The following is a 13,569-nucleotide window of genomic DNA, read 5'->3' as shown; positions in this document are numbered from 1 at the left end:
AGCGGCGCGGCCAGTTTTGCCCTTTTATTTACGCCAGTTCCGGCCAGCGCGCGGTCGGGTAAAGCGCCATTCGGATGTTAAACAGATGGAACAGCGGCGTGAACAGTTCGATGTCCGCGCGGCATAACGCTTCAAGCCGCACCAGCGCCTGATTCAGCTCATTAAGCAACGAATCCGGCGGTCCGATGTAGATATTTTTCAGCCGCTTTTTGATGTAATTATTAATCTCATACATCAGCACTTCCGTTTCAACGTTATGATTTTTCAATACGTCCTGATGACGCGCATAAAAATCATAGCAATTCACACCCAGCCAGATTTCGGTGATCAGATTCCCGCCCAGCGCGACTTTGGGTGACGGATCCGCTTTGTTGCGCGGCAAAATAATGTTCACTTTATCCAGCATACTGGCGACATATTGCTGACGCCCGCGCAGCGAAGACGCATTGATTTTGATTTCGCTGGTGAACTGCAAAAGCTCTTTGATACCTTTGCGCAACGCACGTTTGGCCGTCCACGATGGCCGTTTGTTACGGATAAGCGCGGTGGTCAGCAGCGCAATCATAATCCCGACAATCGTCGACATCGCCGCATTCACAATCACCAGTACGTCAGGTTTAAAATCATGCCCCATGCCGATAAAACCGGGGATCTGCGTGGCGATAATCAGGCCGATAAAATTGGTCGAAGGATTAGCAATGACCAGCCCAAGCGCCAGCAGGCCGGGTGCCAGACAGATAATCAGCGACTCAAAGGTGATCGCCATCGGGATAAAGATCACCGCGTAAATTACGCTGATGACGATGGCGATCAGCACCCCTTTCAGAAAGACTTTCATTGAAGCAATCGGGCTGTCGAGCGAGGCAAAGAAAGAGCAGATAACCGCCGCCATCATCGGCGCAGAGGCACCGTCACGCCAGCCGGTGCCAATCCAGAACAGGCAACCCATCATGGTCGCGGTGAAGGCGCAAAACGCCGAAAGCAGGATCATCCCTTCGTCGATATGCTTTCTGAGCCCCAGTTTTATTTTGCTGCGCTTTTTCTCCTTGCTGAACTGCGTTACCCGCTCGGTTACGCCGTAATACGATTCAGTGATATGCACAAAGTTTTGCAAACGCTCGAGCAGGCCGGTAAACAGCAGCCCTTCTTCCGGCGTCATTTCGCCGCTTTCATAAAGCATTTTGATGCGCGCCTGCGCGGCCCGGATTTCTGCCTGTATGCCTTGCGCATTGCCGCTGAGTTCCGCGCTGTTCAGCCACAGCAGGAACTGGCTGAACGTCTCAGAGACAAAATCAGGGAACGGGATTTGCTGTTCGGCCAGCAGATTCAGACGCTTTTCGATGGCCGTCAGCGTAGGGATCAGATACGACAGGTGCTGATACTGTGCCATCACCAGGCGGATCAGCCTGCGCGCAGAATCCCCTTCAAACACGCAGTGCGTGATCAGCGTTTCCACGTTAAGCGGATAGTTCGCCATCTGCACCAGGATATGTTCGCGCTCCGGCAGCGGATCTTTGGCGGTCACGGTCAGCAATTCATTGCACAACTTTTTGGCGCTTTCGTACCAGTTGTTGACACTGTTCTCCAGCAAATTGCGCATCCGCACCGGAAACACCAGCATGTGGATCAGGGTACTGCAGACAATCGCGACGGTGATTTCTTCGACACGCGAAATCACCGTATAAGTAATCGACATGGGGGTATCGACGTCGGCAAATCCCATGATCGCCGCGCTGTAGCCTGCCAGCATAAAAACGTAGCCTTTAGGCGTGCGGTCATGCAGCGAAAGATACAGGCAAAACGCCACCCACAGCGACACGCTGAGGCTGAACAGCACCGGATCGGTGACCGTAAACGGATACACCAGAAAAATAAAAACCCCTCCCAGCACGGTGCCGAGAAAGCGGTACGTGGCTTTGGAAAGTGTTGACGCGGAATAGAGCTGTGAAATGACGTACACCGACACCATCGACCAGGCCGGTTTGTCGAGATTGAGTTCGAGGGCTATATACAGGGCTAAAAATGCCGCAATACAGGTTTTGACTGAGAACAGGAGCGCATTTTTTGTTAACCATTTCATCGTTAAATCAACAGCTCAGCGTGTTTCAAAACACTATTTTATACGCTGCAAATCCTTGCACCAGATTCAAGATTGTAACAAAACATACCTGACTATTAATCACTGCTGATAATCTGTACCCCGCTACATAAAAAATCCACGCTTTCACGTGGATCAATCTGCCGGGGATCTGTGCTGAGTCAGCGACTTAAAAAGGCCGGATGATGGCCATAATGCCGATAATGATTACGCCGATAACAATCACCGTTCCGGCATTGCGTACCAGCGCAAAATCTTTGGCGGGCTGACCGCTGGCGAGACGCCGTAAGTTGCCGGAAAGCAGACCGTGCAGCGCGGAAAGCACCAGTACCACCACCATTTTGATCAGCAGCCAGGCGTGCGGGAACTGACCGTGACTGACAATCATCCAGATCCCCGCCACCCACAGCAGGATCATCGCCGGACTGGTGATACAACGGTTCCATTTTTGCACGGCGACGGCCAGCGTACGCAGTCCCTCTTTTGCGCCGGTTCCCGCACTGCGAAACACCACGCTCACTAATGCCAGCGCCAGTAACCCGCCAGTCCATAACACGCCTGCTATAAGGTGTAAGGCATTCAGCCATTCATGAATCATTTTTCTCTCCAAAAGTTAACGACAATGCTGTTCGCCGGATGAGTCCAACCTGCTGTCTCTCCACGGCTTTTGCCGGATTATGTCCCTTTCCCACAATAAAGGCACGGCCAAAATCGTCACTTTTTCTGATCGCTGACCGACTTTACAACAAGTAGGTAGACTGGTATACCTACTGCAAATTCATTGCGACGAGAAAACTTATGTCCACATCAGACTCTTCACCGCAAAGCGCCCGCGACCGCCTTCTGGGTGCAGCACGCGTTCTGTTTTATAACGACGGCATCGCCGCAACCGGCATCGACGCCATTATTAAAAGAGCCGGTGTGGCGAAAAAAAGCCTCTACAACAACTTTGAATCCAAGGCCGAACTGGTGGCGACGTACATTGAAATCCGCCACGACGAATGGCTGCAACTTTACGCCCGGAGAGTGGAAAACGCGGTCACGCCGAAAGAGAAAGTGCTGGCTGTGTTTCAGGCGTATGACGATCATGCTGAGTTTTCTTATGAGCGCGGCTTTCGTGGCTGCGGGTTGCTGAATGCCGCCGCTGAACTGCCCGCCGGTGCGCCCGGACGGGTGGCGGTGCGCGGACACAAAGAACAGGTGGAAGCAATCGTGACCGCGCATCTTTGCGAACTCTTCCCCGCTGACCAGGCCAAAGCACAACGGATGGCGCGCCACTTTTCGTTTTTGCTGGAAGGCGCGATTTCCCGTGCCGGACTGGAAGGAAACGGCAGGTGCGTGCGTCAGGCGATGGAGATGGCGGCTGAAATGATGGAGGCGTCTTAATGGTCGGGCGCAGGGAACGCATGCTGGGGATCTTCGCCGTTTTGTTCGCTTCGGTTTTATGGGGCTCGACCGGCACCGCCGCGACCTTTGCGCCCGACGTCAGCCCGCTGGCGATAGGCGCGGTGGCGATGGGACTGGGCGGATTATTGCAGGCGCTGATTTCCGCCAAAGGCATCATTGCCAGCCGTCAAAGATTTTGGCAAAACCGGGGGATGTTAGTCACCGGCGCGCTGGCAGTCGGCATCTATCCGCTGGCGTTTTACGCCTCCATGCATCTGGCCGGTGTAACGGTGGGCACGGTGATTTCCATCGGTTCCGCCCCGCTGTTGTCGGCGCTGATTGAATATTCGCTCGACGGGCAACGTCTTTCACGCCGCTGGATGAGCGGCGCTGCCATCGGCGTAGCAGGAATGATTTTGCTGTGCGTGGCCGAAAGTACCGGTCATTCGGCAGCCGGTCAGGGTTCCGGCGTTATTATCGGGATCGGGCTGGGACTGATTGCCGGTCTGACTTACGCACTTTATTCCTGGGCGGCACGTCATCTTATGCAGCGAGGAATCGGCTCACGGGCAGCAATGGGCGCCACCTTCGGGCTCGGCGGCGTGTTTCTGATGCCGGTGCTGTTCGCCACCGGTACCCCGCTGCTGGCGTCATGGAATAATGCGGCGGTCGGTGCTTACATGGCGCTGATCCCCATGTTCGTGGGGTACGTCTGTTTCGGCTATGCGCTGGCGCGGATACCGGCGAGTATGGCGACCACCATCACCCTGCTTGAACCGGCTGTGGCGGCGGTACTGGCGGTGCTTATTGTCGGAGAAAGGCTGCCCGCGCTGGGCTGGACGGGGATGGGGCTGGTGATTGCGTGTCTGATTTTCATCACCGTGCCGCTGAAAAGACGCAGAGCGTTGCCGGTTTCTGCATAAAAAAATGGCTCCTTCATCAGGAGCCATTTTAATTTATGTCACTGATCAGACGGCCGCAGGGGCATCCAGCGACGCCATATCAATCACGAAACGATAACGCACATCCGCTTTTTCCATACGCTCGAACGCTTCGTTGATTTCATCCATACGGATCATTTCACAATCCGGCAGAATGTTTTTCTCCGCGCAGAAATCGAGCATTTCCTGAGTTTCGCGGATCCCGCCGATTGGCGAACCGGCAACGCGACGACGGCCTAAAAGCAACGGAACAGTGTTGAATTCGTCCATCGGCCCGACCTGCCCGACCAGCACCAGCGTGCCGTCCACATCCAGCAGCGGCAGGTACGGCGTGACGTCATGTTTTACCGGCACGGTATCGATGATTAAATCGAAATGATCGTGTGCCTGCGCCATGGCATCGCTGTCCGCGCTGACCAGCAGACGGTTCGCGCCTAAGGCCAGTGCATCGGCTTCTTTTGCATTTGAACGGCTGACTACGGTGACGTCTGCACCCAGACCGACCGCCAGTTTTACCGCCATATGGCCCAGCCCGCCCAGACCAATCACGCCCACACGGCTGCCCGGTTTAACGTTCCAGGTTTTGAGCGGCGACCAGGTGGTGATCCCGGCGCACAGCAGAGGTGCAGCTTTGGAGAGATCTAATCCTTCCGGCATACGCAGACAGAACTCTTCGCGCACCACTAAATGCTTGGAATATCCGCCCTGCGTCGGCTCTTTTGTGAAACGGTCATAACCGGCGTAGGTTCCGGTATTCCCTTCACGACACAGCTGTTCTTCGCCTTTTTTACACTGATCACATTCCTGACAGCTGTCCACCATGCAACCAACTGCGACATGATCGCCAATCTTGTACCGGCTGACCTGACTGCCAATCTGAGTCACGCGTCCGACAATTTCATGGCCGGGAACAATCGGATAATAGCTCCAGCCCCAGTCATTTCTCGCCGTATGCAAATCTGAATGGCAGACACCGCAGTACAGAATTTCCATTGCCACATCGTTATCACGCAGGCCGCGACGCTCAAAAGCGTACGGGGCAAGCGGTTTTTTAGGATCGTAGGCCGCAAATCCAACAGTTTTCATCAGTCAGCTCCTGAATGGTTAATGACCCATTTACTATAGGTTTAAAGCCCGCAGCAACAAGCCACAGTTCTCTTTATTTCTTGCCTGATCCTGCCAACTTGCCTGTTCATGATCTTCGTTACGGCAACTGACTCAACCACTGGCTGCGGTATTGTGAGGGAGAACGGGCGGTGCTTTTTCTGAAAACACGGCAAAAATAGTTGCTGTCAACAAAGCCACAGCTGGTCGCCACTTCTTTGATCTTCAGCTCGTAGCCTTTTAACAACAGCTTCGCTCTTTCGAGCCTGACATGATTGAGATATTCGCTGAAACCAATATCGCCGGATTTGCGAAACAGGTGGGAAAGATAATTGGGCGTGATATGAAAACGCTTCGCGACATTTTCGCGCGTCAGAGGCAACGAGGCATTTTCTTCGATGTATTTTTTGATCACTTCAAACAGTGCGCCGCTGCGGGTGAGGATCTGCGCGCGGTTAGCAAGCTGTTCCTGACAGTGACTCAGCAGCCCGGCCACCACGCAGCGGGCGGTTTGCTGATCGTCGGGATTAGAGACAATTTCATTCATCGCCTGCAGCAGAAATGATCCGACACGCGGCCCGAGCCGTGGCACGCTCTGCTTATCCGTACCGGTAAATTTTTCGCCATCCCAGAACTGCAAACTGAACCCGAGCTTCTCTTTGCTGAACAGAATGCTGAGCAAAATGGCTGGCCGCTGCCAGACCGTCAGATTCCATTTTCCGCCGGGAATATAAATGGCATCCCCTTCGCGCAGCAGGCCTTTTTCCGCCAGCACGCTGCGGTCGCGAACTTCGCCTTCAATAACAAATTCTATCCGCGGGAAGCTCACCACCGAGGCCAGTTCGGGTGGTGGTTGGGAATTATCAGGGAACCGGATGGCGAACGCATCGCTGCCGGAAACCGACCGGAAGAGTGTTTCTATCACATCTGGCAGCATGGCGTTCTCTCTGTGATTTCTTTTCAGAATAACATATCCGTAACAACTAAGGACCGGCAGAGAAATCGGAGAGTGTGAGCAGGATCAACGGGCGGGAACAACTTGCGAAAATAACGGGCAATCAAAGCCCGGACAGCACCGGGCTTTGGGTGTTCATACATCAGTTATGCGGTTTCAGAGCACATCAAGCAGCCATTTTTGTGCCTGCGTAAGACGGCTGGCGGTTTCAGGCTTCAGCCATTTGCGCTGATCCTGCTGCTGGGCATCTTCACGGTCGATATACAAACTGTGCAGCACACGGCGGCGGGTTCCGGTCTGGTTGTTAGTGCCGCCGTGCCAGGCGTGGGCGTTGTAGATCATCACGCTGCCTGCCGGTGCCTCAAACACCACTTCATCCGGATGCGGCAGGCCGACATCGGCCAGCACCTCTTCCGGCAATTCCGGCCGGTGATGGGTACCCGGGATAATGCGCGGTGCGCCGTTGGCTGCGCTCAAATCATCAATCGCCACGATGGCATTCACCAGATGCACCTTCGGGAAATCCGGGCGCGGCTTTTTCCAGTCCGCATGCAGCGGCTGATGTCCGCCGTGATGTAGCGCTTCGCGACCGTTCAGGCTGGAAACCTTAAACGCGCCCCGGAAAATATGATGGCAGACGGACAGGATCAGCGGATGCGACCACACCTTTTCCCACACCGTACCTTTGTTAATCATGTTAGCGATGCGGGTCGCCGTCGCTTCCTGATGATGTTCAACGGCCAGATTGTCACCCTCTTTTTCCACCAGAGAATCAAAGGCTGTGCGCATATCTTCCAGCCAGTCTTTGTCGATAACATTATGAATAACAATGTAACCCCGGGTTTCCAGCTCGTCGGCCTGCGCCGGTGTCAGCGGTTGTGTGGCACTGAGTGCATCAAGATACTGTTCAGTTGACATGTTCATGTTTCGCCCCTTCAGTTAACGTTTGCGTAACATCAAAGTACGGCAGTTTTTATAGGAAAAAACGATGCAAAACCTACGAAATACTGGATTTTTGTGTGATGGCGAAAAAAGTGTGAGACAACATTTATTTCCGGCGAGGTCGTTCTTTATCCGTAAATTACGCCGCGGAGACGCGCTGCGCTTTAAGGCGTTCCTGTAAAAAGTCCAGGAACACGCGGGTGACTTCACTACGCTGTCGGTGCTGCGGATAAATAGCATGCAGATCCAGCGCGCCGGGGTGAAAATCGTCCAGCACCCGCACCAGTGCGCCATACTGCAACGCCGGTCCGACGATGAATTCCGGCAACAACACCAGCCCGAGTCCGGCCACGGCGGCATCACGCAGCACTTCACCGTTGTTACTGACAATCGGCCCGCGCACCTCGAATAACCGGCGTTTGCCGTTGTGATCCAGCTCCCAGCCGGTCTGTCCTTCACGGCCATAACGCAGACACTGATGCTGCAACAGTTCTTCCGGCGTTTGCGGCGCGCCCATGCGCTCCAGATATTGAGGGCTGCAACAGATCACCCGTTTCAGTTCACCGAGACGGCGCGCCACCAGCGAAGAATCGGCCAGATTACCGATGCGCAGCGCGATATCAAATCCTTCCCCGACCAGATCGACATACCGGTCCACCAGCTCCACCTGAAACTGAATTGCCGGATGCTGCCCCAGAAATTCGGCAATCAGCGGCGAAAGGTGGCTGATACCAAACGACATCGGAATACTCAGGCGGTAAGAACCCTGCAACACCTGACGCTTTTGCGACACCGCCCGCTCTGCTTCTTCAATATCGTCGAGGATACGCTGCGCGTGTGTGGCAAACAGCTGACCGGATTCGGTAACCGACAGTTTGCGGGTATTGCGGTTGAGCAGTCGGGCGTTCAGCCCCGCTTCCAGTGTAGCCATACGACGGCTGACGTACTGTTTAGACAACAACAGCTGTTCGGCAGCGGCAGTGAAACTGCCGGCTTTTATCACCGCGACGAAAATACGAAGATCTTCTATCTGCATCACTTTCTCCCCTCTTGCACACGCCGCATTATTGTCAACTAAAACGTGACAGTGATAGTCAAGCCACCTCATTGTTGAGCAAATTAGTTTACGTGTATTCTCTGTTCATCGGAAGCGCAAACGCACTTCCTCCCTGACACACTGAGGAGTACACCATGATCGAACAACGTCTCTCTGAACAACGCGGCTTAGGTGACCACGGCTGGTTGCATTCCCGTCACACTTTCTCTTTCGCCAGTTACTGGGATCCAAAACAGGTCGGTTTCTCAGATCTGCTGGTCATCAACGATGATCAGGTGGCAGCGGGTCGCGGGTTTGGCGCGCATCCTCACAGCAACATGGAAATTATTTCTTACGTGCTGGAAGGCGCACTGGCGCATAAAGATTCAATGGGTACCGGCTCAGTGATCGTCCCGGGGGATGTACAGCTGATGAGCGCAGGCTCCGGCGTGACGCACAGTGAGTTCAACCATTCCGGTGAAGAAAGCGTACATTTCCTGCAAATCTGGATTGTGCCAGCGGAAAACGGCACCAAACCGGGCTATCAGCAGGTCTCTGTGCCGGAAGCGGACAAACGGGGTCAGTTCCGCCTGATTGTCTCGCCAAAAGGCGATGCAGGTTCGCTGACCGTTCGTCAGGATATGAAGATATACGCCGGTTTCTTCGATGGTGCTGAACAAGCTACGGTTGCTCTTGATCCAGAACGTTATGCCTATATTCACGTGGCTCGCGGCAGCATTAAGGTGAACGGTATCGAGTTCAGAACCGGCGACGGTGCGCGGGTTCGTCAGGAAGATAAACTGACCTTTACCGACGGGGATCAGGCAGAAGTATTGCTGTTTGATTTACGTCCGGTTGAAGTGAATCATCCAACCCGTTGATAGCCATGGTTCCAGCCTCCCCTGATGCGGGAGGCTTTTTTTTGTATTAGCTGAACAGATAAAAACTCTAAATAAATCAACATTTATGCCTGTTTTTATCCGCTTGGTTTACGCTACCTATTTACGCTATAGTGCATTTGCTGCGGCAAAATCCGTGGCCGGGATTTGCACCCCGGATGTCACAACGTCGATATATATATACTTTACGTTATATGTCGAGGCCTTTGCACACCTGTTGCTTATTACGCTTTCGTGTAATATGCATGTCTCAATGGTGGCTCAGAGGGGGCAGTCTCCGGACTGGCCGGCATCCGTTGTGCCCGGTAGTGCAAACTCCGTCTGAGCTATCACCCAGAGATTTGCACCTCTTGTGGTAGTTATCTCATCGCTTTGCAACGGAAACTGCGAAATGACCACAAACTATCCACCCAATATATCTTTTCCTTTTCAGGACTGGCACCCTGCCGACATTATTGCGGCACTGCGCAAAAAAGGTACCACTCTGGCCGCGGTGTCACGCGCGGCAGGTCTGGGTTCATCCACTCTGTCCAATGCTTTGTCCCGCCCGTGGCCAAAAGGCGAATTGTTGATCGGTCAGGCAATTGGGGTTCCTCCCTCCACGATTTGGCCCAGTCGTTACTTTAATGCTGTCACGATGGAGTTTGTTGAAAGACCATTAAGACCTCCATATAAGAAGGCGGCTACACCTGAATAGCGGGTTAATCCAGGGCGCAGCAAGTGCGCCCTTCTTCGGATATCAGGTTTTGCAGGTGGGCAAACTTTAAAGCATTGAAATTCGAAATCAGATATAAGGTCGTGGGCTCGCCGCCCACACCGTCCAGTCAGTTTATTGCCGCCCTCCAAAGTCCCCCGGACTCTTTCACTACGCGCCCCCCCTCGCTGACCAGTTTTAAGATATTGCCAGACCGCATTATTGACCTTTACCTCAGCCTCCGGCTGTCATTAAACCGTCACAACTCTCCCTTAACCTGCTGGTAACAAAAAATATCTATATGTGTATTTTTATTTCCTAAGGTTTATAAAAAGGAGTTTTGACAATGCAACAATCTGTATCTCTGATCGCCCGTGCCGTGACTGCCGCCCTGCTGCTTTCCACTTCTGCAACCGCCCTTGCCGCTGAAACTGACACGCTGACTGACCGCGCAGCGAAAGGTGTGCTGACAGAACCGGGTGGCGCACGCCGCCTGAGTGGTGATCAGACTGCCGCACTGAAAGCATCGTTGTCCGACAAAACGGTGAAAAACGTAATTCTGCTGATTGGCGACGGCATGGGTGATTCCGAAATTACCTCTGCGCGTAACTATGCCGAAGGCGCAGGCGGCTATTTCAAAGGCATCGATGCCCTGCCGCTGACCGGCCAGTACACGCATTATTCCCTCGATAAGAAGACTCAGAAACCGAGTTATGTGACCGACTCCGCCGCTTCCGCCACTGCCTGGACCACCGGCGTCAAAAGCTATAACGGCGCAATTGGCGTGGATGTAAACGGTAAAGATCACCAGACCATCCTTGAAATTGCCAAAGCAGCCGGCAAGGCCACCGGCAACGTTTCCACCGCTGAATTGCAGGACGCCACACCGGCAGCGCAAATCGCCCATGTCACTTCGCGCAAATGCTACGGCCCGGAAGAAACGGCAGAGAAATGTGCCGGCAATGCCCTGGAAAACGGCGGGCGCGGTTCAATCACTGAACAGTTATTACAGGCTCGCGCGGATGTCACACTGGGCGGCGGCAGAAAATCTTTCAGCCAGCTGGCAAAAGCCGGTGAGTATCAGGGTAAATCACTGAAAGACCAGGCGCTGGCGCAGGGTTATGTGTGGGTGGAGAACGCTGAACAGCTCAGTGCAATCACTCAGGCAGACCAGAAGAAACCGCTGCTGGGCCTGTTCTCAGAAGGCAACATGCCGGTACGCTGGCAGGGTCCGAAAGCCACTTATCACGGCAACATTGATAAGCCAGCCGTGACCTGTGAAGCCAATCCGCAACGCACTGCAGACATCCCGACGCTGGCGGCGATGACAGAAAAAGCTATCGACCTGCTGAAAACCAGTCAAAACGGTTTCTTCCTGCAAGTTGAAGGGGCCTCGATTGATAAGCAGGATCACGCTGCTAATCCATGCGGACAGTTTGGAGAAACGGTCGATCTGGATGAAGCCGTACAGAAAGCACTGGAGTTCGCCCGTCAGGACGGCAACACACTGGTTATCGTCACCGCCGACCACGCGCATTCCAGCCAGATCATTGAAGCCGATGCCAAAGCCCCTGGCCTGACGCAGACGCTGACCACCAAAGACGGCGCACCGATGACCATCAGCTACGGCAACTCAGAAGATGATTCGCAGGGCCACACCGGGACACAGCTGCGCATCGCCGCGTTCGGACCGCATGCCGCGAATGTCACAGGTCTGACAGACCAGACGGATTTGTTCTATACGATGCGGGATGCCATGGCGATCAAGTGATGGTTTTTCAAAGGGGATATCCCTTTGGAACCTTTAAACAGGATTGAGTGAGTTTCGGCTTCTCAGTTGCATTGAACGCTGCTAACGTCAACACCTTGGGTTGCCACCCAAACTGGCCCTAAGAGGCGCCTATCGCCGCGCCTCTTAGGAATCTCCGGCTCTTTCACTGCGCGCTCCGCTCGCTGGCTATGTTTCAGGTATCGCAGCGACAGGCTGGAAATCTTGCCGCTGCGCGGTTCCTTCTCTCGGTCCTGAAGCCTTTGGTCTCCAGGCCGCTCCGTTCAGCAAGATTTCTGAATCGCCCGCACGATCTTAAAATCAAAGGAAGACTGTTTTTATCTTTTAGAACAGTGGATTGGCGTGATCAAAAATGGCACCGAGTGAATGGTTCGAGACCCGAGGCTCGAAACCTGAAACTCGGGAATCGCGCAGCGATGACATTTTGCGCCACTCACCAATGCACCAGAACATGTTCGTCGTTCCAGCGATAGCGCGCAGTGAAAAAGCGCGGAGTCCAGAGGCCCGCGCGTTACCGGGTCTCTGGTCGGTGTGGGCCGACGCCCACGGTCTTGACCTTAAGGCCAGTTTGGGTGGCAACCCAATGCCTAAACCTTAGTGCAATAAATTATCTAACCGATCGTCATCAATTCCGTCCGGCTCCAGATGTGCTGTCACATCCGCTGACTTGAACAGTTTGCTTACCGCCATTTCAGCTGCATCACCAATATCATGTCCGATATCAACCGTCAGGGCGCCATCGACCTCAACGTGGAACTCGACAAACACGCGGTCGCCGCCGTTGCGGGTACGGATGTCGTGAACGCCTCGAACGCCTTCGACACTTAATACCGCCGCTTTGACACGCTTACGGTCATCAGCACTCAGTTCCCTGTCCAGTAATTGTTTCAGTGCGTCTGCCGCCATGCCGCGGGCGTTCCAGAGCATGTAGAATGAAATCAGCAATGCGCCAATGGAGTCGGAACGCGTCCAGCCGAAGTAACGTTCGAACACCAGCGCCAGCAGGACGGCGATATTCACCGCGACATCCGTGACGTAGTGCGCGCGGTCAGCGGCAATGGCAGTGGAACCCGTGCGTTTCACCACGTACGTTTGCATCAGCACTAAACCGGTGGCCGCCAGGGAGCTGCCGATGATGACCCAAATCCCCAAACCAAGTTGCGCCAGAGGTTCAGGATTGATGATACGTCCGATGGATTCACCGCCCAGCACCAGCCCCGCCGCACCCAGCAGCAACGCCTGAACAAAGGCCGCGACCGCTTCGGCTTTACCGTGCCCGTACCGATGGCCTTTATCTGCCGGCCGGATGGCATAGCGCACACCGATTAATGTCACCATCGAAGCGAGCACATCGACCAGTCCGTCAGCCGCTGAGGTCAGCAATGCAATCGATCCGGTTGCGGCCCATGCCCAGACTTTTACGCAGACCAGAACCAGCGCCACACACAAGGATACCAGCGAGGCAATGCGCGTCAGGCCTTTATAGGAAGGCGCTGGACGGCTCATGGTTTGCTCCTGCGGAGCAGATGTTTTTGGGAAGTGATCACAAGAATTTCCTGAAGCAAAGAATCAAATTTATTTGATAAATACAAATACCAGCTCCGCAGTATAACCCATTTCGTCATTTTAAGACCTTCCCTATGGTTTGGATCTTCGTGCTCTCGCTGAGGTTTATTGACCTATATTTACTTGCATTTACATCAATACAATCTAGCTTAAAACAAG

General features: G+C 53.9%; 13 protein-coding genes. 6 read left to right on the top strand and 7 right to left on the bottom strand.

The genetic code is table 11. The annotated features are described in order from the left end of the window. Window positions 1-28: 28 nt before the first annotated feature. A complete protein-coding gene (locus J1778_RS11895; protein WP_217173332.1) occupies window positions 29-2,080 on the bottom strand; it encodes an FUSC family protein in 2,052 nt (683 codons plus the stop codon). Window positions 2,081-2,267: 187 nt separating this feature from the next. Continuing rightward, complete coding sequence (locus J1778_RS11890; RefSeq protein WP_217173331.1) at window positions 2,268-2,696, bottom strand: CopD family protein; 429 nt, start codon at window positions 2,694-2,696, stop codon at window positions 2,268-2,270. A 200-nt stretch (window positions 2,697-2,896) separates the two neighbouring features. On the opposite strand from J1778_RS11890, the gene J1778_RS11885 reads away from it, so the two are divergent. Both J1778_RS11885 and J1778_RS11880 read left to right on the top strand, forming a co-directional pair. After that, window positions 2,897-3,484 carry a TetR/AcrR family transcriptional regulator gene (locus J1778_RS11885; RefSeq protein WP_217173330.1) on the top strand — a complete coding sequence of 196 codons (588 nt, stop codon included), beginning with the start codon at window positions 2,897-2,899 and terminating at the stop codon, window positions 3,482-3,484. Further along, the gene (locus J1778_RS11880; RefSeq protein ID WP_217173329.1) at window positions 3,484-4,407 is read left to right on the top strand and encodes a DMT family transporter; all 924 of its coding nucleotides are present in this window, start codon (window positions 3,484-3,486) and stop codon (window positions 4,405-4,407) included. Before J1778_RS11885 ends, J1778_RS11880 begins: the two co-directional genes overlap by 1 nt. Window positions 4,408-4,452: 45 nt before the next feature. Here J1778_RS11880 and J1778_RS11875 read toward each other — a convergent pair whose 3' ends face one another. The 4 genes from J1778_RS11875 to J1778_RS11860 all read right to left on the bottom strand — a co-directional run bounded on the left by J1778_RS11875 (window position 4,453) and on the right by J1778_RS11860 (window position 8,462). After that, window positions 4,453-5,511, bottom strand: coding sequence for an NAD(P)-dependent alcohol dehydrogenase (locus tag J1778_RS11875; RefSeq protein WP_274388751.1), 1,059 nt, complete (start codon window positions 5,509-5,511; stop codon window positions 4,453-4,455). 118 nt (window positions 5,512-5,629) lie between these two features. Further along, complete coding sequence (locus J1778_RS11870) at window positions 5,630-6,466, bottom strand: AraC family transcriptional regulator (RefSeq protein ID WP_217173328.1); 837 nt, start codon at window positions 6,464-6,466, stop codon at window positions 5,630-5,632. Between the two features lie 174 nt (window positions 6,467-6,640). Continuing rightward, complete coding sequence (locus tag J1778_RS11865; protein ID WP_217173327.1) at window positions 6,641-7,408, bottom strand: phytanoyl-CoA dioxygenase family protein; 768 nt, start codon at window positions 7,406-7,408, stop codon at window positions 6,641-6,643. Between the two features lie 157 nt (window positions 7,409-7,565). Beyond that, window positions 7,566-8,462, bottom strand: a complete 897-nt coding sequence (locus tag J1778_RS11860; protein ID WP_217173326.1) for a LysR family transcriptional regulator — start codon at window positions 8,460-8,462, stop codon at window positions 7,566-7,568. A gap of 155 nt (window positions 8,463-8,617) precedes the next feature. Here J1778_RS11860 and J1778_RS11855 point away from each other — a divergent pair, with 155 nt between their 5' ends. The 4 genes from J1778_RS11855 to phoA all read left to right on the top strand — a co-directional run bounded on the left by J1778_RS11855 (window position 8,618) and on the right by phoA (window position 11,826). Next, window positions 8,618-9,343: a pirin family protein gene (locus J1778_RS11855; protein ID WP_217173325.1), complete on the top strand. Its 726-nt coding sequence runs from the start codon at window positions 8,618-8,620 to the stop codon at window positions 9,341-9,343. Window positions 9,344-9,428: 85 nt separating this feature from the next. After that, entirely contained in the window at window positions 9,429-9,686 is a 258-nt protein-coding gene (locus tag J1778_RS24875; protein ID WP_217173324.1) for an ash family protein, read from the top strand. Window positions 9,687-9,752: 66 nt separating this feature from the next. Then, window positions 9,753-10,058, top strand: a complete 306-nt coding sequence (locus tag J1778_RS11845) for a helix-turn-helix domain-containing protein (RefSeq protein WP_217173323.1) — start codon at window positions 9,753-9,755, stop codon at window positions 10,056-10,058. Between the two features lie 343 nt (window positions 10,059-10,401). Beyond that, entirely contained in the window at window positions 10,402-11,826 is a 1,425-nt protein-coding gene (gene phoA, locus J1778_RS11840; protein WP_217173322.1) for an alkaline phosphatase, read from the top strand. 612 nt (window positions 11,827-12,438) lie between these two features. Here phoA and J1778_RS11835 read toward each other — a convergent pair. After that, window positions 12,439-13,350, bottom strand: a complete 912-nt coding sequence (locus tag J1778_RS11835; protein ID WP_217173321.1) for a cation diffusion facilitator family transporter — start codon at window positions 13,348-13,350, stop codon at window positions 12,439-12,441. Between the last annotated feature and the right edge of the window lie 219 nt (window positions 13,351-13,569).

Origin of the sequence: Rahnella bonaserana (assembly GCF_019049675.1) — a bacterium.
In the GTDB taxonomy this organism is placed as follows: Bacteria; Pseudomonadota; Gammaproteobacteria; order Enterobacterales; family Enterobacteriaceae; genus Rahnella; species Rahnella bonaserana.
This window is presented reverse-complemented; position numbering and strand designations above follow the sequence as displayed.